A 20,244-nucleotide genomic window follows, 5' to 3' on the forward strand; every position below is an offset into this window, starting at 1 on the left:
ATTAAAAAAGGTTGTAGCGGAAGCCCAAAAACCCTCTTATTCCTTGGTTGGGACCATATACATAAGATGGGTCAAATGTTAATCCGTAAGGATTATCCGGTGTTACCATCGCCTGTCCGTTACCATCAAATTGTACATTTTGGTCAAAAGGATCATTGGCTCTTGCTATGATAAACGGATTTCCTTTGTTGGGAGTCCAGTTCAAAAGGTTTTTAACACCACCATATATTTCTATGTTCTTTCCGATTTTCTTGGTTAATTGAATATTCTGTATGCTCCACCAAGGAGAATATTCACTACGTGGATCAGTATCGCTTAACAGTGGTAAACGCATCGGGCCATATAAGTTTCCTGTATAGTCAATCGTCAATCCGATATTTCTAAAAGTATAACCAATGTTCCATGTTCCTGTAAATTTCTCTGTAAATAATTGTCTTACTTTTTCACCTTCTTCTTTACTGTACACATCCATTGCCGTGGCTCCTGCTAAAATTTTTAATCCATTAGGAAAAACAACATCAATGTTTAAGGAAATACCTTGAGATACAGCGTGTCCGTCTAAGTTATCATAGATGATCTTATTTGGATCTGTATCATAATCAGCTATAATCTTGTTGGTAAAATAGGTATAGAAAGCAGTAGCATCTAAACCGATAAAGGTGTTCCCTGCGTTTATCTTTTTTACAAAGTTCAGGTTACCATTCCAGGAAGTTTCCGGTTTAAGATCGTTGATAAAAACTACTTCCCTTGCACCGGTCAGTGCAGCGTGATCTTCCGTAAACACATTGGCTACACGGTAACCGTTACCAAAACCTAAGCGTAAAACATTGTTTTTATTTTCAGAACTCCATTTATAATTCACACGAGGGGTAAGGATACTTCCGTGAAGCGAGTTATAGTCATATCTCATCCCCAATAATACCTTGTTATTGTCATTAAATGTTATCTCATCCTGTATAAATATTCCTGGCAGATTGGTATGTGTCGGTTTGTTTTTGTCTAAATCTGCTGCATCAGCGGTTGCTGGTGTATTATCATCATAATAAGTGTAACGGTATGCAAGACCTGTCAATAAATCGTGTTTTCCCAATGTTTTAAACCACGTCAACTGTCCAAAAGCTATTTTCTGGTCAGCCATATAGGGAGTGTTTCCATAAACTGAATTTTGATCGTGTCCGTTAGCACTGAATTGGAAAAATATCTTTTCACTTACAGGAAGCTGATAATTTCCCATAAGCTCCCAACGGCTGGTATAAATGCTTTCTCCATACACTTCATCACCACCTCTGTATTTCTTTTCCCAATTCATTTCTCCACCCCAACGGTCTTCATATACGTATCTTCCTGCCAGAGTAAAAACCCTATTGTCTTTTCTGTCAAAGCTCCATTTATTGAATACTGAAATTCGGTTTTGCAAGGTAACATCCGTAAAGTTGTCATTGTTATTGTCAATAGGGTTGCTGTAATTGAAATAGTTTACGCCTAAAAGCGATTGAGCTTTTTTCCCTACGGAAAATTTGGCTGCTAAATCTGCATTTACCTCTGCCCAAGTCGTACCAAATACATCGGCTGAAATGATAGGAGCATTACCCGGTCTTTTTGTAATAACGTTAATCAGACCACCAACAGCCTCACTACCGTACAGGGTAGAAGCGGGTCCTTTTACTACTTCGATACGGTCAATCAGGGCTTGCGGTATTCCGCTTAATCCGTACACAGTTGATAGACCACTGACAATAGGCATTCCGTCTATCAATATCATTGTGTAAGGTCCTTCCAATCCGTTGATATGAATATCGCCCGTATTACAAACATTACAGTTTAGCTGCGGACGTACACCATTTATATTTTGGAGTGCATCAAAGAGCGAAGGCGTAGGATTAGCCTTGAAGAATTTTGAGGTATAAACTTCTACAGGCACAGGGCTTTCCAGTTTGGATACTTCTTTCATTGTTGCTGTAATAACAACTTCTCCTAATTCACTTGATTTTTCATCAAGCGTAAAGTCTTTAGAAACAGATTCACTGTTTACTGTTATAGTTTCTTTGTAAATACTATAACTGATATGGTTTACTTCAATTTCCCAAGTTCCAAAGGGTACGTTTTCCAAAACATAATTTCCCTGATTATCCGAAGTTGTTCCAATTTTTAATTTTGGAATACGGATAGATGTTGCGTCGAGAGATGTACCTGTTACATCTGATATTTTACCGGATATTTTACCTGTTTGGGCTATTGCACAGACAGAGAATAGTGCAAAGACTATACTGAGTAAATGTTTCATTGATATTTTAATTATTAAATGATTATTGAAAAGTTTAAAAATGTTAAGAGTAGGATTACGTTTATGGGCTATTGGGGTAATGGAAAAGGTTTGTATCTCTCATATTGTTTTGACTATCTATATTTAAAATTTAGTCTTGCAAAATTAGTAAGTTAGATGATACTAACAAAATAATTTCTAACTTTGTTGTTAGGTAGCACTAATATTTGATACTTTTGCCTTATGATATCACATACGGAAGAAAATTACCTGAAGGTTTTATATAATTTGACCAGCTTAAAAGGAGAAGCGAGTGTCAACGACATCAGTAAGCAGTTGGATATTAAAATGCCTACGGTAAACAGTATGATGAAAAGGCTGGCAGAAAAGGAATTGGTAGTTTATGAAAGTTACAAACCACTGAAACTAACTGATGAAGGAAAAAAACTGGCAGCACTCATTATAAGAAAACACAGATTAACGGAAATGTATCTGGTTGAAAAGATGGGATTCGGCTGGGAACAAGTTCATAATATAGCGGAACAGATAGAACATATTCAAGCACCCGAATTTTTTGAAAAGATGGATGAATTACTCGGCTTCCCGAAAGTAGATCCACACGGTTCGCCTATCCCCGATGCCGAGGGTAATATTGCATCAGATAGTTACGTTAAATTAAGCGATTGCAAAGTTGGTGATACGGTTACTTTTATGGCAGTACAGCCGTCTTCTGAAGATTTATTAAAATTCCTGACCAGCCGTGAACTTTCTTTAGGGCTTGAACTCAAAATAAAGCAAATTGAACCTTTTGATGGTAGTATGGCTATAAGCTATGGTAGTAAGGAAAACGAGATGCTAAGCAGCAAAGTTTGCGATAAATTACTTGTGAGTAAGAAACGTAAAAAGAAATAGCTGAACCTCATTTGTAATTTCGGTTCAGCTACGATTCAATGCAATAAGTCAATCGGTTTATTTCTTCAAAACAACTGTCCTTTCAATCGAAGTATTTTCGCCCATTAAAGCATTTCCTGAAGCATCCACCAAAGTCAGCTTTATCCTGTTTTCGCCAAGTGGTAAGCCCTCTATTTTGTATGGTTGCCAGTTGTCCAACATAAACGATTCGCCGTTGATTTCCGCCTTGACTTTATTTCCATCTTTAGAAAGTTCAGTGTTCAGTATATAAAAATCTAAAAGCACAGCTTTGGTGTCGTTTCCTGTATATTCACCTTTCGGACGGCTGTAAAACAACATAGGTGTTTTGGGTAATTCCAATTCCTGAAACTTACCGTCTTCGGTTATTTTAAAACGTTTCAATACGAAAGCACCGGATTCTTTTATGGATTCGTGGTAAGATCGGGAAAGGAAAGACAGCAGGTAATGTTCTGTACCTTTTTTCAATTTCACATCGTGTGCCGGTTTGTACAAAGCTGTATAAGGAGAGTTGTCCAAAATAAAATGGATATGCTGTCCGTCGTGCGAATTTGCCAGATGATGTGTGTTATGGTCTTCGGTAGCTTCGGTAAGCGTAAAGTTTTCGATACCATAATTCACTTTGAATAAAACTGAATCAGGAGAGCTTGTTTCTGTTGTTTGAATATCCGATATTTTCAGTGTTGCTCCCGGAAAGGCTTTGGAGTGTTCCACGGGAGATACCAAAATGCTGTTTTCTTTTATTTCTTCAGAGGTTTGATTCTTGTTTTCTTTTTGTGTTTTATTGTTACATCCCGCCAATAACATTATTCCAATGGCACTTATTCCTATAAATCTGATTTTGTAATTCATTTTCAAAATATTTTAATTAAACATTGCTTTCCTGTAATTGAGAAAGTTCATTTTCAATTAGCTTCCTTTTCTTATATTTTACCACAAACTTCGTGTAAACAAAAACAACAGCAAACACAACACCTGTCATTAACGCCATACATCCGGCAATGGAAGCATTGAGCCAATACGCCAGCCAATATCCGGTAAATGAAACCAGGATACCGATACCGACAGTAATAAAAAGCATTTTCTTTAAGTTTTCCGTCAGCAAATAAGCCGTTGCAGGCGGACCAATAAGAAACGTAATGACCAATATCGCACCAACGGATTCAAACGCACTCACAGTTGTAAAAGACACAGCCGCCATCAGCAGGTAGTGCCATAATGCAGTAGAAATCCCGATCGCAGATGCAAATGACGGGTCGAATGAAGTCAGTTTCAACTCTTTGTACCCGAAATAGATAAACAGTATAACGAGCAATAACACTACCGAAAGTATGTACACAGGTTTGGGACCAATACTTGTGCCATCTGGAAGTATCCAAAGATTAATGGGAACATAAGCGAGTTCTCCATAAAGAACACAATCCTGATCCAGATCAATTTTTCCGGCAAAGGTGCTGATGAGTATAATGCCCACGGCAAACATAAAAGTAAACACAATCCCGATAGAAGCATCCGTCTGTAAACGGGCTTTACGGTGTAGGTATTCAATAATGAAAGTAGCCAGTAATCCCGTGGCTCCCGCACCCAAAAGCATCGGAAGCGTATCTCGACTGCCACTCCATAAAAAAGCAATGACAATACCCGGCAATACAGCGTGGCTAATAGCATCGCCTACCATACTCATTTTGCGAAGCACCAAAAAACTACCCAGCAATCCGCAGGAAATAGCGACCAATGCCCCCGTTAATATAATCCAAAACGCTATCATTTTTTCAGTTTTCTATTATTTCGGAATTACAGTTCCGTGCGGATCTGTTTCCGGGTTCTCCAAATATTTTTCTAATTGTTTTTCCAGTTCGGGTGTGATGTAATGCTCCATTTCTTCGGCATTATTGTGTACGTGGTCAGGAGCTATGTCCATATAATTGGTCAGATATAATTCCCATAAGCGATGCAACCTTACTATCTTTTTTGCTTTTTCAAGACCGCTTTCAGTCAGTTGCCAATTTAAACTATCCTTTACCACCAGATTTTGACGATTTAGTCTGTTCAATCCCGATTTCAATTGAGCCGGGTGCATTTTTCGGAAATCCAACAGTTCATCTACAGTTCTTTTTTTGCTAAAATCATTTCCTTTTTCACCGATTTGATAAAACAGTTTCAATATATTTTCATCCATCATTGTACGACTGTTTTTATTTCGCTTCATTGTTTTGGGAACAATTCCCAAGGGAGCAAAAAAGAAAGAAAAAAAGGCAATCAATGACGAAACTACTACCATCCACGGTCCTGTAGGCATCGCCGGAGCGATATAGGAAATATAAGCTCCAGCCAATCCTGATACAGCTCCGAATATAGCTGCCAATCCAACCATCCGCCTGATATTATGTGTCCAGTATCGTGCGGCTGCGGCTGGTGTAATCAACATCGCTGCCATCAAAACCACGCCTACAGCAGTAATTCCCGTTACCACAGCCAACACGGTAAGGCTGGTCAATAAAAGGTCTAATTTCCGAACGGGCAATCCCAATACTTCGGCATAATGTTCATCAAAAGCGATAATGGTAAATTCTTTGAAAAAAGCAAGTGTAGCCACAATCAACACTACGGCAATAATGGAGAACGTTATCAAATCGCTACCGACCAGCGTAGCGGCTTTCCCGAATATAAAACGATCCAGACCACTCTGTGCAGCATTACCTGATTGCTGTATGTAAGTCATCATAACAATACCCAGGGCGAAAAACACGGAAAGCACCAACCCGATGGCGGCATCTTTTTTGATTTTTGATTTAGCGGTAATGTAGTCTATAGTAACCAATGATAGCCATCCCGATGCAAATGCACCGATAAGCATCACGGAAATATTTTTAGTCCCTGCAAATAGAAAAGCGGCACAGATTCCCGGTAAAACCGAATGCGAAACGGCATCACCCACAAGAGATTTTTTTTTCAATACAATAAACGAACCTACAATAGCAGCACTTACCGAAAGCAGAATGCTCCCGAGTACAACGTAATTGATGTTAGGGTCATTGAAAGAAAAGAAGTTGATTAAATTATCCATTGCCTTGCGTATTATCCTTTTTCGGAAAATTTATCTTTAGCCAATAAATCACCGGCTTCTGCCAATATAGACAAACGTGTTCCATACGTTTTTTTGAGCAATTCGGGGATATAAACCTGTTTTACAGGACCAGAAGCCACCAATCGCATATTGAGCATTACGAGCCAGTCAAAATATTCGGTAATGGTATCTAAATCGTGATGTACTACAATGACGTTCTTTTTAGCATTGACCATCTCACGCAGTAACGTAATAATAGCTTCTTCAGTAGCCGCATCTACGCCTGCAAAGGGTTCATCCATCAGGTAAAAATCGGCTTCCTGTGCCAAAGCACGGGCAATGAATACCCGTTGCTGTTGTCCACCCGAAAGTTGTGAAATCTGCCTTTTGGCAAAATCGCTCATTCCCACCTTTTCCAGACATTCCATTGCTATTTTTCTGTCCGAACTGCGTACGTTGCGAAGCATTCCGATCTTGGCATAGCGTCCCATCAGCACTACATCGAGTGCCGACACCGGAAAATCCCAATCTACCGACTCCCGTTGGGGAACATAGCTTATACGGCTTCTTATTTCGTCCAGGTCTTTTCCGAATATTTTCACGTAACCACTCGACAACGGAATTAAACCCATTATGGATTTGAGCAAAGTGGATTTACCGGAACCATTCGGACCAATGATACCCGTAATGCTACCTTCGGGCAAACTAAAATCAACACCCCAAAGGGCAGGTTTGCTGGAATAACTTACGGTAAGGTCGTGTACTTCCAGTACAGGATTTTCAGATTGAATAATCATTTTATTTACTTTTTTAATGCGGTTACGATGGTGTTCACATTGTGTTTCACCATTCCGATGTAAGTGCCTTCGGGTGTGCCTTTTGCACCCATTGCATCTGAAAAGAGATTGCCTCCGATGGTCAGTTTTTTCCCTTTATTATTCACACCTTCCACCACAGCTTTGAGTGATTTGTCCGAAACGGAACTTTCCACAAATACTGCGGGAATATCATTTTTGATGATGTAATTGACTAAATCGGTCACATCCCGCAAACCTATTTCGGACATAGTGGATATACCTTGTAATCCTCTAACCTCAATTCCATAAGCCTTTCCGAAATAGCTGAATGCATCGTGTGCGGTAATCAGCACCCTTCTGTTTTTTGGAATGGTTGATATTTCTTTTTTTACCCATTGGTCAAGTTCGTCCAATTCTTTCAGGTATCTATCCGCATTTTGCTGATAATAAGCGGTGTTTTCTGGGTTAAGTTTCATCAGGCTTCTTAAAGTTACTTCCGCAGCCTCTTTCCAAAGTACCACATCAAACCAGATATGTGGATCATAGGTACTCTCGGAAACCTTTAATACTTTGGATACTGTGATAGAATCTCCCAATGCAATCACAGGTTTTACGTGTGTTTGCTTTTCTAATATTTCTCCCATTTTACCTTCCAGATGCAGACCGTTATAAAAGATATAATCTGCATCCATTATTTTTTTTAGGTCGCCCTGACTGGCTTTGTACAGGTGAGGATCTACTCCGGGTTGCATAATGGCTTCAACTGTTGCAGAATCGCCGGCTATGTTCTCTACTATATCGGCTATCATTCCTGTTGTAGTCACAATGTAGGGTTTTCCTTTTGTTGCAGATTTTTTGGAATCCTCACAGGAAATGATGGTAACCAACAAAGTAAAAATGCTTAAATAATATGCGTATTTCTTCATCTATCTGATTTTTAGACTCAATTCTTTAAACTAAAATTTAGACAAAGTTAATAAAAAAGTTAGACTGATATAACAATTAGGTGCTAATATTCTATATTTGCTATTCATAAAATCAATTCCCCAGACTCTGTTTCAAGAGTTGTTCAATTATAATATGCTGATACTATATGGAAGAAAAAAACGAATTGACAACTGCCGAAAAAACGTATCTGTTAAAGATGTATCGGGTTTTAGCAACAGATAGCAAGCGTATTTCCACCTCACAAATGGCAAAACTGCTCGAAGTAAAAGCTCCCTCTGCTACCGATATGCTGAAAAGACTGGCTGCAAGGGGCTTGGTATCGTACAGCAAATATTATGGCTGTGAAATGACGGAGGAAGGCATCCGAATAGCTTCAGTTATTTCGAGGCAACTAACATTGACACGAAAATTTCTAATTCAAAAACTGGATATGAATGAAGAGGACAGCCAGCGTATTGCAGAAAAAATAATTACGCTGAATGAACCTGTATTATTTAAAAAGATAAAGCGAGCACTAATTCTTTACAAAAGATAGATTAAAGGGATATTTAGCCCCATCCGAACCAACGTTTCTTTTTTACATTTCTGTAATTGATATGTGCATCTTTATTCTTCAACTGATGGGCATAGTCGCCGCTTTCAGGGTGCAATGTCTGCCAGATAACATCCCATCCTAAAAAGCCGCCTACATTTCTGTCGTCTATAAAAATGTCGGCATTAATCTTTCGGCTGAAATCTCCCTCGACTGTTTCTCCGGGAAAGTTTTCATTGACAGCATAAAATACCATTCCGTTTTGCCTGCAAAACTCAACTGCTTCCTCCAGCTCTTTTCCTTTTCTGTATGTCCACAATATCAACCGGTGTCCTTTTGACTGGAATGCTTTTAGCGTAGCAAATGCAAACATCATTTCGTTACCGATGACGGGGTATTTATGCTCTACAATAGTACCGTCAAAGTCAACGGCGATTACTTTTCCTTTCGTGTCAATAAGGTTCATTTCTTGCTGTATTTTGCTCTAAGTTTTATTTTTTCCGTTTCCCGCTCAATTAGCAGACGGGCTATTGTATGTCCTGAAGACTGCTTTCCTGCATCCAGTGCCAGTGCACTTTTTACATTATCTTCAGAAACATCTATGCGGTACAGGATGCTCAGCAACCTGTTGAAGTCCGATTGTATCAGATGGTTTAAGTAAAATACCAATGCTTCAAACTGTTCCTCTTGGGAATGCTTCGCAGAAACTTCATCAATCTGAAGTTTATCGGCAATTAAAAGGATTGGATAATCGTTTTTTGTCATTTTTTGTCTTTGATAAATTTATAGGTTCTTGACGGGCAGTCAAACTGCTTCAATTTCATTTCAGTACCATCAAAAAAACCGAATGTGAAGTGCTGTATCCAATCTCCGAGGTTGATGTATTCAGATCTGGTATTGAGCTTTACCTGTAAAGGAAGATGCCTGTGTCCGAAAACAAAATAATCGTAATGTTCCATTTCCAGTTTTCTTTTTGCATACTGAACCAGCCATTCCTTTTCTTCTCCAAGAAACTTTACATCTTCGTTGCCTGAAATGAGCTTGTTCTTTACGGACAGGTATTGAGCTAATCGAACGCCTATATCGGGGTGCAACCAGCGAAACAATCTGATGCAGAACGGATTTGTAAATACTTTCTTCAAGCGTTTATATCCTTTGTCATAGGGACCCAAACCATCTCCGTGACCGATGAAAAAACGTTTTCCGTTAATAATAAATATTTCCGGTTTATGAAAAACTGGAATGTTAAGCTCTTTTTCAAAGTAACCGTCCATCCACATATCGTGGTTGCCCGCAAAAAAATATACAGGTATGCCACTGTCAGTTATTTCTGCCATCTTTCCGAGCAACCTTACAAAGCCTTTTGGAATGACCGTTTTGTACTCAAACCAGAAATCAAATATATCCCCCAACAGGAAAACAGCTCCTGCATCATTTTTTACAGTATCCAGCCAGTCAACAAAAAACAGTTCCCTCCGGCGGCTTTCCTCATAAGATGGTGCTCCCAGGTGAATATCCGAAGCAAAATATATCTTTTTGCCATTTCCTAAAATGATGTGACGGTATCCTGTTTTCAAACATTGTTCTTTTTTAAACTACCGTTTTGGGTTGTATGTATAAACTCTTGCCCAGCTTCACGGCATTCATCTGATCGTCCAAAGCATAGGTTAACGGCTCGCCGGTTGCGATTTCCCTTTGTAAGATTTCTTCAGGTGAAAGATGTTCCAGGTACATTATTAAAGCTCTCAAACTGTTTCCGTGTGCAACAATGAGTACATTTTTATGCTGCTGCAACTGTGGCTGTACGAAGTTTTCAAAATACGGTATTACACGGTCGTAAGTGTCCTTTAGGCTTTCTCCGCCGGGCGGGGCTATATCAAAAGAACGCCGCCATATATGTATCTGCTCGGCTCCGTATTTTTCGGCTGTTTCGGCTTTGTTAAGCCCTTCAAGCATTCCGTAGGAACGTTCGTTCAATGCACCGTCGATAATAACGGGCATATCTGTTTTACCTGTTTCATTCAGAATAATTTTTAAGGTATGCTGTGCCCTGATGAGCTTTGATGTAAACGCCACATCTACTGTTTCATCTTTTAAAGCTATTCCTGCCTGTTTGGCTTCCTGTTCCCCAAGTTCCGTGATGTCCACATCCTGCCAACCCGTAAAGCGGTTTTCCAGATTCCATTGCGATTGCCCGTGTCGGACTAAAAATAATTTTGTCATAGTCTGTTTGATTTATTGATACTTAACTAATGCCTGCCCCTTTATTTCTTCATAAAAAGTTCCGTTTTCATACACAAGATGCCCGTTTACAAATGTGTGGGTACCCTTGATTGAAATACAGTTCCCTCCATTGGCGACCAGCCACATTTATACAAAGTATTATCTCTGCTAACTTTCCACTTGCTGTCCATATCCACTATCACCATATCTGCGGCATAACCTTCCCTGATAAAGCCCCTGTCTTTGATCTGATAAAGAATAGCAGGGTTGTGGCACATTTTCTCGGCAATTTTTTCTATCGGGATAATTCCCTGCATATAAAATTCCAGCATAATGTTCAGCGAATGCTGCACCATTGGAGCACCTGACACTGCGGTAAAATAGTTGCCATCTTTATCTTCAAGTGTGTGCGGTGCGTGATCGGTGGTAATCAGATCAATGTGGTCATCCAAAAGAGCTTGCATCAAGCCTTTCCTGTCATTTTCAGATTTTATAGCTGGATTCCATTTTATCAATGCCCCTAAACGGTCATAATCCTTTTCCGAAAACCACAGGTGCTGTACGCAGACTTCGGTCGTGATTTTCTTGTCTTTCAGAGGGATGTCATTTCGGAACAAGCGTGCTTCTGCCGATGTGCTCAAATGCAGGATATGAAGGTGTGCTTTGTATCTCTCTGCCAATGCGATAAAATCTTTGGTGGCTTCTATACAGGCGTTTTCACTTCGTATGAGTGGGTGCAGATGAAAAGGGATCTGTTCTCCATACTGCTGTTTATACACTTCTTCGTTTGAAGCAACGATGGTTTCCTTTTCGGCGTGTACGGCAATGATACATTTGCAGTTGGCAAACAACTTGTCCATTACCTGCGGATTATCTGCAAGCAAATTCCCTTTCTTTGTAAAATACAAGCCGTCGTCTGACACCGCTAAAAACTGTGCGATATCCATCTGAATTATATCATCAATATTATCTGCATTCACGCCCATAAAAAAGCCGAAGTTTGCCAGGGATTTACTTTGTGCTATTCGGTATTTTTCTTTCCAAATGTCCAGCGTAAGCACATTGGGTTTCGTGTTGGGCATATCAATAAAAGAGGTTACGCCACCAGCAATTGCTGCCTTACTCTCGGTGTAGAGGTCTGCCTTGTGCGTAAGCCCCGGATCACGGAAATGAACCTGTGCATCAATAATGCCCGGTAACAGATATTTACCGTTGCCGTCAATGGTTTTTATATCAGGAAAGGCAGTTGCAGAACCTATCTTTTGGATTATTCCATTTTCAATGAGTAAGTCAGCAATAGTAATCTGACCTTCATTGACAATACTTATATTTTTTATTATCGTTGGCTGCACAGTCTTAATCTTCTATAAATTCCATATTCCGTTGGCTTCCGTCAATATTACCGGTGCACCATCCGTCACGACAATGGTATGTTCGTGCTGGGCTACATAGCCTCCTTTGTTTCCTACCAGTGTCCATTCGTCCAGTTTTGGGTTATCCAATACGGCTAATGTTGAATGCGTAGCTATGAAGGTTTCCACTGCAACGACCGAATTTTTCCTGAAACGGCTGAAATTCATTTGATCCCGATAATTGGGTATGGACGGCTCTTCGTGCAGTTTTTTTCCAATGCCGTGTCCAGTAAGGTTGTGTATCACTTTGTAGCCCCGTTTATCGGCTTCCTTTTCTATGATATACCCTACGTCTTTTATCCGTACACCTCCTTTGATATTACTAATGGCTTTCTTCAATATCTGCTTGGATGCCTCTACAAGGGAATTGTGATTATGAATATCTTGTCCCAATACAAATGAGCCTCCGTTATCCGCCCAAAAGCCATTCATTTCGGCAGATACATCTACGTTCACCAGATCACCGTCTTTTAATATTTTTGATGCTGAAGGGATACCGTGTGCCACTTCGTGGTTGACACAGATACAGGTACAGCCCGGAAATTTATAGGTGGAGTATGGAGCTGATTTAGCCCCGAAGCTGTAAAGCATCCGTGCTCCGAAATCATCCAGCTCTTTGGTGGACATTCCCGGCTTTGCGTAGCTCTGCATCGCCCTTAAAGTAAGGGCAACCGCTTTGCTAACCGCCTGCATCCCGATCATATCGGTTTCTGCTGTTATTGACATAACTTATTGTGTTAATGGTAAAAATTTATAGTCGATAGTGAACCATTCACTATCAGCTTCCGCAAGCGATACATTCCTCCGGATTGTCCAGCGAGCAGGAAATATCTGCCTGTTTCTCTTCTGCCGATTGCACGCTTTCTACAGTAAATTTGATAGCGTCTGCCGCCGCTTTGGTACGCAGGTAGTACATTCCTGTTTTCAGACCGCTTTTCCAGGCGTGAAAGTGCATTGAGGTGAGCTTCGCCATATTCGGTTCCGCCATAAACAGGTTCAGTGACTGTGACTGGCAGATAAACGCACCCCGGTCTGCTGCCATATCCACAATGGTTTTCTGCTTGATCTCCCATACCGTTTTGTATAGCTCTTTTAAATCATCCGGAATTTCGGCGATGTTCTGTACCGAACCATTTTCGGCTATCAGCTTGTTTTTCATTGCAGGACTCCACAGCCCAAGTCCTGTAAGGTCATTAAGCAGATGTTTGTTCACCACGACAAATTCACCTGAAAGTACACGCCTGTTGTACACGTTGCTGGTATAGGGTTCAAAGCATTCGTTGTTGCCCAATATCTGCGAGGTAGAAGCCGTTGGCATTGGGGCAAGCAACAACGAATTGCGTACGCCAAATTCCATTACTTCTCTCCGCAATCTGTTCCAGTCCCAACGTTCCGAAGCTGTTACGTTCCAAAGGTCAAATTGGAATTTGCCTTCGGACAAAGGCGAACCTTTGAAGCTCTCGTAAGCACCTTGCTCTTTTGCCAATTCCATAGAGGCTTCCATTGCGGCAAAGTATATGGTTTCAAAAATGTCGATATTCAATTGCTTGGCTTCTTCACTTTCAAATGGCAACCGCAACAGGATAAATACATCTGCCAATCCTTGTACACCCAAACCTATCGGACGGTGTTTGAAATTGGAGTTTTCGGTTTCGGGTACGGGATAGTAATTGCCGTCTATGACTTTATTCAGATTTCGGGTAACGATTTTAGTTACCTCATACAGTTTCTGAAAGTCAAAACCATTTTCGGAAACATAGCGAGACAATGCCAGCGATGCGAGGTTGCACACGGCTACCTCATCTGCATTGGTGTACTCCATTATTTCCGTACACAGGTTGGAACTGCGGATGACACCGATATTCTTCTGGTTGGATTTTTCATTGACGGCATCTTTATAGCACATATAGGGCGTACCTGTTTCAATCTGGGCTTCCAAGATGGCATTCCAAAGTTCACGGGCTTTTACCTGTTTTCGGTATTTCCCTTCAGCTTCATAATGCTCATAAAGTTCTTCAAAGGCATTGCCGTACACATCGTATAATCCGGGCGTTTCATTGGGGTCGAACAAAGACCAGTCGGCATTGGCTTCAACACGCTTCATAAAGAGGTCGGGTATCCACAGTGCAGGAAACAGATCCCTTGCCCGCATTTCTTCCTTGCCGTGGTTTTTGCGGAGGTCGAGAAAGTCAAAAATATCGGCGTGCCACGGTTCCAGATAGACCGCAATCGCTCCTTTGCGTTTGCCGCCGCCCTGATCCACGTACCGTGCCGTATCGTTAAACACACGGAGCATCGGGATAATGCCGTTGGAAATACCACCCGTTCCTTTGATATAGCTGCCTGTTGCCCTTACATTGTGAATGCTCAGACCGATGCCTCCGGCAGACTGTGAAATCAGAGCACAACGTTTCAAAGTATCAAAAATTCCTGCAATGCTGTCCTCGGTCATACTCAAAAGGAAACAGGAAGACATCTGCGGTTTGGGTGTGCCAGCATTGAACAACGTGGGCGTGGCGTGGATAAACCATTTCTCGCTCATCAGGTTGTAGGTTTCTATGGCAGCTTTGATATCCTCTTTGTGAATGCCGATGGCTACACGCATAAAAAGATGCTGCGGGCGTTCGGTTACTTTGCCATTGGTTCGGATAAGGTAGGAACGTTCGAGTGTCTTAAATCCGAAGTAATCAAAATTGTAATCCCGGTCGTAAATGATGCTGCTGTCGATCTCATCGGCATTTTTGCGAATGATGTCGTACACTTCTTTTGATAACAGCGGTGCGTGGCTATCCGTTATCGGATCTTTGTATTCATACAGCAGTTTAACCGTTTTAGAAAATGACTTTAAAGTATTTTTATGCAGGTTACTCACGGCAATACGGGCAGCAAGAACTGCAAAATCGGGGTGTACCGTGGTATAGGCAGCCGCAGTTTCGGCGGCAAGATTGTCCAGCTCGGTAGTGGTTACATTATCATAAATGCCCTGGATAACCTTTTTGGCTATCTCGATAACATCTTTTTCTGTTACAGAAAGCCCGTACACCAATTTATGTACCCTTGCCGTTATCTTGTCGAAATGTACGGCTTCCTGTTTTCCGTTTCTTTTTATTACATACATTGAGTTGCGTTGAATTATGTTGTTACCTAAATTTCATTTTATAGTGCGTGTTTACCTTGCCTTTGAGTACCTGTTTTAATTTGGCTTCCATCAGCTTTTTACTCAAAGGCTTTACACGGTCTATATAAAGTATGCCCTGCGTATGGTCGTATTCGTGCAGGATGACACGGGCGGTCATTCCGTTGAATGTTTTTCTGACGGTTTCAAAATCCTGATTTTGATATTGCAGTTCCACCGACCACGAGCGGATTACTTTTCCAGAAAGAAAGGGCAGGCTCAAACAGCCTTCGGTTTCTTCCCATTTGTTTTCAGAAAGACGAATGATTTCGGCATTGATAAAAACTTCCCTTATGCCGGTATCGCCTTCTGTAAAAATTGCTTTGCGTTCGGCTTCATCCATATTATCATACAAAACCTTGCTGTCTGCTACGAAGAGTTGGAGTGATTTTCCGATTTGCGGTGCAGCCAATCCGCATCCCTGGGCTTGCTCCATTGTTTCCCACATATCGGCAATAAGCTGATGGAAGTCAGGAAAGTCTTTCCCGACTTTCTCTGCCTCGGTTTTCAATACCGTATTTCCATATCCGTAAACCGCTAATTTCATTTTTATATATACTGTTAAAAATCCTCATCCAGTGAAAAGCTGTTATTTTCTTTTGCTCCCTGTGCTACGCCTGTCTTCTGATATTCACCCACACGGCGTTCAAAGAAGTTGGTTTTGCCCTGCAAGGAAATGAGTTCCATAAAGTCGAACGGATTGGTCGCATTCCAAACTTTTTTACAGCCCAATGCAACAAGCAATCTGTCCGCTACAAATTCGATGTACTGGCACATCAGCTCTGCGTTCATACCGATCAATCGAACGGGCAAGGCATCGGTCACAAACTCTTTCTCAATGGCTACCGCATCTACGATGATTTCCCTTACGGTTGCTTCCGGCAATTTGTTTTGCATATGATTGGTATAGAGCAGACAGGCAAAATCACAATGCAATCCTTCGTCACGGCTGATAAGCTCATTGGAAAAGGTCAACCCCGGCATCAATCCCCGCTTTTTCAGCCAGAAAATGGAGCAGAAGCTACCTGAAAAGAAAATGCCCTCCACCGCAGCAAAAGCGATCAATCGCTCGGCAAAGTTTTCGCTCTCAATCCATCGTAAAGCCCAATCTGCCTTTTTTCCTACGCAGGGTATAGTTTCAATAGCGTGTAACAGGTAATCTTTTTCCTTTGGGTCTTTTACATAGGTGTCAATCAATAATGAGTACATCTCTGAATGGATGTTCTCTATCATAATCTGGAAGCCGTAAAAGCAGCGTGCTTCTGGATATTGTACTTCCTGTATGAAATTGACCGCAAGGTTTTCATTCACAATACCGTCACTTGCTGCAAAAAATGCGAGCACGTGCGATATAAAATAGCGTTCGTCTTTGTTCAGCTTGTTTTGCCAATCATTCATATCCGGCGACAAATCCACCTCTTCGGCAGTCCAAAAGCTGGCTTCAGCTTTTTTGTAAAACTGCCAGATGTCATCGTGCTGAATGGGAAAGATTACAAAACGGTCTTTGTTATCTTGTAATAGTGGTTCAATCATTCCTGCTCATTCTTCTGACAAATTCATACAACAGACGTACAGGTACAGCAGTAGCCCCGCTTTGTCTGTAACCTTTAGCTTCTTTGACAAATGCTGCTCCTGCAATGTCCAGATGTACCCACGGATAATCCGTAAAATGTTCAAGGAAAATAGATGATGTACTTACTCCGCCAATCGGACCGCCAAGATTGCTCATATCGGCAATCGAAGATTTTAATAAGTCTTTGTATTCTTTCCAAAGAGGCAATTGTAGTAGGCGTTCGTAAACCTGTTCGCCGACTTCTCTTAGTTCATCTATTTTCTCCTGATTGTTTCCCAATACGGCTATGCCGAACGAACCCGTAATGGCAGCCGAAGCTCCTGTTAAAGTTGCCATATCAATGACCAGTTCCGGCTCAAATCTTTTGGCATAGGTCAAAGCATCTGCCAAGACCAAACGCCCTTCGGCATCGGTATTCTGCACCTCAACTGTTGTACCGTCCATCATCGTAATCACATCATCTACCACCAAAGCATTGGCTGAAATTTTATTGTCTGTGGCAGGCACAAGACCAATTACGTGATAAGGCAGTTTGTTTCCGGCAATAGCAGCCACTGTTCCTAAAACGGCTGCTCCACCTGCCATATCGCATTTCATTGTAAGCATATTGCCACTGATTTTTAGCGAATAACCACCTGTATCGAACATCACGCCTTTGCCCACCAATACCAATGGCTTTTCATTAAAGGCATTTTCGGGCTTGTAATGGAAAATATTGAACGTAGGTGGTGTTTCCGAACCTTTGTTGACTGCCAACAAACCACCCATTTTCAGCTCCTGTATCTTTTCTTTGTGCAGGATTTCTGTTTCAAAACCGAACTGTTTTCCTACATCGGTGGCTACCTCGGAAAACCGCAGGGCATCCATATAGTTGACAGGTTCGTTCACTAAGGTTTTTGTCAGCGAAACGGCTTCTGCAAGCATTTTCAGTTCTTCAATCTTGACTTCGGGAAATGAACGCCTGCGGATATAAACCGCTATCGGTTGTACTTTCTTCTTTGCTTTGTATTTGTCAAAATCGTAGCTACTCAAAAGCATTCCTTCCAGAAAAGCATATCGCTGGTCTTCTGTAAGCTCATCCAATCCCCGCAGCCTTGCTGTCTGGCTTTGTTGCTTATTTAGGGAAGCATACACAGAGGCTCCCGCCAAGCGTAATGCTTCTTTTTCTCTGTCTGGTGCTACGGCGATAAAGTTTCGTTGTTCTCCAAGTGTGGTAATGACAGTCGTTTTGTTTTCAGAGAATGCCTTGTCTATATTTTGTGCTAATGAGCTTTGAAATTCAAATCGGTCTGCCTGCTCTTTGGTTACAATAAGTACAATGTTATCAGCCTCGTCGGGGACATCTTCTTTTTTTGCGTAGGGTATAAAGTTTATATATAAGTAATTATCCTGCATTTTGTTCTTTCAATTTTGCCGTTACCGTTTGTTGTCCGGGTGTCCAACCACAACCTGTCAATTCTTCTGTCTGCAAGGCATCCAATACACGGATTACTTCGCTTACATTTCTGCCTACATTCATCGGATATGCACTTACCCATTGGATAATTCCTTTTGGATCTATAATGAAAGTAGCACGGTAGGCTACCTTTTCGTTGCAGTCCAAAATGCCCATTTCTTCAGCTAATGATTTGGAAGTGTCTGCCAGCATTGGAATGGTAAGGTTTGCCAAGCCAGGGTGATTTTGTCGCCATCCTAAATGGACAAATTCGGTGTCGGTGGATGCACCTATTACTACTGCATTACGTTCTGCAAATGCTGCGTTGCTGTTGTCGAACTCGATGATCTCGGTTGGACAAACGAATGTAAAATCCTTTGGCCACCAGAACAGCACGGTCCATTTTCCCTGCTGTGATGCGTGCCCTTGGTTAATATCCGTAATTTCAATTCCGTTATCGGTGGTCACTACGGCTTTCTTTACAAAATCAGGTAGCTTATCGCCAATGGATAGTATCCCTTTCTGTACCAATTGCATCTGCTGATTGTTCATTAATTTCTTTACTGAATTGCACATAATCTTTAATCTATTTTTATTAAATTGTTTTCTACTAATTGTTCTTTAAGCGTTCTGAATAGCTGCTCCTGCTTTACTTTTCCGGAGTTGGTTTTTTCTGCAAACCGTACGTAACTGAGGGTGGCTCTTTTCAGTTCCGATTGTATCTCATCCATATTCAGTTCTTTATTACCTGCCAGATGCAAGAGGTAATAGACCGTCCGTTTGAGCATATTTTCAGCTTCTTCAAGCTTTCCCAATTCCTCATAGGTGTTTGCGAGGTTATTGCAGGAAATGATGTACACCTGTATGAACGGGATTTTCAAACGGATGCAATCCGGAATATGATTATTCAGTACTTCTGCCCTGTACAGAGCATCTTTGTAACCGGATAGTGCTTTTTCAAAATCTCCTTTATTAAAAAGTTCATTGTTGGCGACGGTTAACGCTTGCCAATATCGTTCTATGTGGCTCATACAGGTATCACTCATTTATTTTAAATTTTGATTGGCAAAATCCCAGTTTACGATTTCCCAAAATCCTTCTACGAACTTTGGACGGGCATTTCGGTAGTCTATATAATAGGCGTGCTCCCAAACATCCAGCGTAAGGATTGGTTTTTTGTTTTCGGTCAGTGGCGTGTGTGCATCTTTCATCGGCACTATTTCCAGTATGCCCTGTTCATTCTGAGCAAGCCAAGCCCACCCGCAGCCGAATAGCTTCACGGCTGTTTCAGAAAATGTGTTTTTAAACGTTTCAAAACTGCCAAAATCACGAGTTATAAACTCTGCAATTTTCCCATCGGGTGCTTTTCCGCCATTCGGAGAAAGGCAGTGCCAGAAAAAACTGTGGTTCCAGTGCTGGGCAGCGTTGTTAAATAACGGAGCGTTGTTTTCCGCAAACCCTTTTTGGATAATTTCCTCAATGGATGCACTTTCCAATGGGGTGTCCTTTACCAAGCCTGAAAGGTTATTGACATAGGTAGCGTGGTGCTTGCCGTAATGGTAATCAAACGTTTCCTCCGTAATAATCGGGTTAAGTGCGTTTTTGTCGTACGGAAGTTCCGGTAATGCTTGTGTAATTCTCATCTCTTATTGTTCTTTAGTTTTAAAATTTTTATTGCCCGCTTTAATTGACTGACGTGGCTCAATTCCTCGGTAGCTTTCTTCATATTGTTCTGCATAAGGTTACTATCTCTGATATGTCTTTCAAGATACCTTTGGTTCTCTTCTAATAATTTTATCACGTAGTCCATAGTCTGAATTTCTATAAATTAGATTAGCAAAAATAATAAGTTAGAATGACCTAACAAAATAATTAGACAAATTGTTCTT

General features: G+C 41.1%; 21 protein-coding genes. 2 read left to right on the forward strand and 19 right to left on the reverse strand.

Going from position 1 to position 20,244, the window contains the following annotated elements:
* Position 1 precedes the first annotated feature (1 nt).
* Complete coding sequence (locus tag JAZ75_RS04770; RefSeq protein ID WP_034727151.1) at positions 2–2,284, reverse strand: TonB-dependent receptor; 2,283 nt, start codon at positions 2,282–2,284, stop codon at positions 2–4.
* Positions 2,285–2,506: 222 nt separating this feature from the next.
* Between JAZ75_RS04770 and JAZ75_RS04775 the strand changes: the two genes are divergently transcribed.
* Positions 2,507–3,175 carry a metal-dependent transcriptional regulator gene (locus JAZ75_RS04775; protein WP_034727153.1) on the forward strand — a complete coding sequence of 223 codons (669 nt, stop codon included), beginning with the start codon at positions 2,507–2,509 and terminating at the stop codon, positions 3,173–3,175.
* Positions 3,176–3,232: 57 nt separating this feature from the next.
* Here the strand turns inward: JAZ75_RS04775 and JAZ75_RS04780 are convergent, their stop codons facing one another.
* The 5 genes from JAZ75_RS04780 to JAZ75_RS04800 are packed head-to-tail and all read right to left on the reverse strand — an operon-like array spanning position 3,233 to position 7,983.
* Positions 3,233–4,045 carry a hypothetical protein gene (locus JAZ75_RS04780; protein WP_228384045.1) on the reverse strand — a complete coding sequence of 271 codons (813 nt, stop codon included), beginning with the start codon at positions 4,043–4,045 and terminating at the stop codon, positions 3,233–3,235.
* A 16-nt stretch (positions 4,046–4,061) separates the two neighbouring features.
* Positions 4,062–4,961: a metal ABC transporter permease gene (locus JAZ75_RS04785; RefSeq protein ID WP_034727157.1), complete on the reverse strand. Its 900-nt coding sequence runs from the start codon at positions 4,959–4,961 to the stop codon at positions 4,062–4,064.
* Positions 4,962–4,976: 15 nt separating this feature from the next.
* Complete coding sequence (locus JAZ75_RS04790) at positions 4,977–6,260, reverse strand: iron chelate uptake ABC transporter family permease subunit (RefSeq protein ID WP_034727160.1); 1,284 nt, start codon at positions 6,258–6,260, stop codon at positions 4,977–4,979.
* A gap of 11 nt (positions 6,261–6,271) precedes the next feature.
* Positions 6,272–7,057, reverse strand: a complete 786-nt coding sequence (locus tag JAZ75_RS04795) for a metal ABC transporter ATP-binding protein (RefSeq protein ID WP_034727163.1) — start codon at positions 7,055–7,057, stop codon at positions 6,272–6,274.
* Positions 7,058–7,062: 5 nt separating this feature from the next.
* Entirely contained in the window at positions 7,063–7,983 is a 921-nt protein-coding gene (locus JAZ75_RS04800; protein ID WP_034727166.1) for a metal ABC transporter solute-binding protein, Zn/Mn family, read from the reverse strand.
* A gap of 167 nt (positions 7,984–8,150) precedes the next feature.
* Between JAZ75_RS04800 and JAZ75_RS04805 the strand changes: the two genes are divergently transcribed.
* A complete protein-coding gene (locus JAZ75_RS04805) occupies positions 8,151–8,540 on the forward strand; it encodes a metal-dependent transcriptional regulator (protein WP_034727167.1) in 390 nt (129 codons plus the stop codon).
* Between the two features lie 13 nt (positions 8,541–8,553).
* Here the strand turns inward: JAZ75_RS04805 and JAZ75_RS04810 are convergent, their stop codons facing one another.
* The 13 genes from JAZ75_RS04810 to JAZ75_RS04870 form a co-directional block, all read right to left on the reverse strand.
* On the reverse strand, positions 8,554–9,003 hold the full coding sequence (locus tag JAZ75_RS04810) for a BT0820 family HAD-type phosphatase (RefSeq protein ID WP_034727168.1): 450 nt from the start codon (positions 9,001–9,003) through the stop codon (positions 8,554–8,556).
* Positions 9,000–9,302, reverse strand: a complete 303-nt coding sequence (locus JAZ75_RS04815; protein ID WP_034727169.1) for a hypothetical protein — start codon at positions 9,300–9,302, stop codon at positions 9,000–9,002. The genes JAZ75_RS04810 and JAZ75_RS04815 overlap by 4 nt, the downstream gene beginning before the upstream one ends.
* Entirely contained in the window at positions 9,299–10,114 is an 816-nt protein-coding gene (locus tag JAZ75_RS04820) for a UDP-2,3-diacylglucosamine diphosphatase (protein ID WP_232789357.1), read from the reverse strand. Before JAZ75_RS04820 ends, JAZ75_RS04815 begins: the two co-directional genes overlap by 4 nt.
* 13 nt (positions 10,115–10,127) lie before the next feature.
* Positions 10,128–10,760 carry a 2,3-bisphosphoglycerate-dependent phosphoglycerate mutase gene (locus JAZ75_RS04825; protein ID WP_051891230.1) on the reverse strand — a complete coding sequence of 211 codons (633 nt, stop codon included), beginning with the start codon at positions 10,758–10,760 and terminating at the stop codon, positions 10,128–10,130.
* A gap of 86 nt (positions 10,761–10,846) precedes the next feature.
* Complete coding sequence (locus JAZ75_RS04830; protein WP_232789358.1) at positions 10,847–12,112, reverse strand: dihydroorotase; 1,266 nt, start codon at positions 12,110–12,112, stop codon at positions 10,847–10,849.
* A gap of 12 nt (positions 12,113–12,124) precedes the next feature.
* Entirely contained in the window at positions 12,125–12,898 is a 774-nt protein-coding gene (map, locus tag JAZ75_RS04835) for a type I methionyl aminopeptidase (protein WP_034727172.1), read from the reverse strand.
* 52 nt (positions 12,899–12,950) lie between these two features.
* Positions 12,951–15,290 carry a ribonucleoside-diphosphate reductase subunit alpha gene (locus JAZ75_RS04840; RefSeq protein WP_034727174.1) on the reverse strand — a complete coding sequence of 780 codons (2,340 nt, stop codon included), beginning with the start codon at positions 15,288–15,290 and terminating at the stop codon, positions 12,951–12,953.
* 22 nt (positions 15,291–15,312) lie between these two features.
* On the reverse strand, positions 15,313–15,894 hold the full coding sequence (gene def, locus JAZ75_RS04845; RefSeq protein WP_034727175.1) for a peptide deformylase: 582 nt from the start codon (positions 15,892–15,894) through the stop codon (positions 15,313–15,315).
* 14 nt (positions 15,895–15,908) lie between these two features.
* Positions 15,909–16,880: a ribonucleoside-diphosphate reductase small subunit gene (locus JAZ75_RS04850; RefSeq protein ID WP_034727177.1), complete on the reverse strand. Its 972-nt coding sequence runs from the start codon at positions 16,878–16,880 to the stop codon at positions 15,909–15,911.
* A complete protein-coding gene (locus JAZ75_RS04855; protein WP_034727178.1) occupies positions 16,873–18,315 on the reverse strand; it encodes a leucyl aminopeptidase family protein in 1,443 nt (480 codons plus the stop codon). Before JAZ75_RS04855 ends, JAZ75_RS04850 begins: the two co-directional genes overlap by 8 nt.
* Positions 18,305–18,931: a peroxiredoxin gene (locus tag JAZ75_RS04860; protein WP_051891231.1), complete on the reverse strand. Its 627-nt coding sequence runs from the start codon at positions 18,929–18,931 to the stop codon at positions 18,305–18,307. Before JAZ75_RS04860 ends, JAZ75_RS04855 begins: the two co-directional genes overlap by 11 nt.
* 5 nt (positions 18,932–18,936) lie before the next feature.
* Positions 18,937–19,401 carry a tetratricopeptide repeat protein gene (locus JAZ75_RS04865; protein ID WP_034727180.1) on the reverse strand — a complete coding sequence of 155 codons (465 nt, stop codon included), beginning with the start codon at positions 19,399–19,401 and terminating at the stop codon, positions 18,937–18,939.
* Complete coding sequence (locus tag JAZ75_RS04870; protein WP_034727182.1) at positions 19,402–19,998, reverse strand: superoxide dismutase; 597 nt, start codon at positions 19,996–19,998, stop codon at positions 19,402–19,404.
* Positions 19,999–20,244: the final 246 nt, after the last annotated feature.

The organism is Sphingobacterium sp. UDSM-2020 (genome assembly GCF_016132525.1).
Taxonomy (GTDB): Bacteria; Bacteroidota; Bacteroidia; order Sphingobacteriales; family Sphingobacteriaceae; genus Sphingobacterium; species Sphingobacterium anhuiense.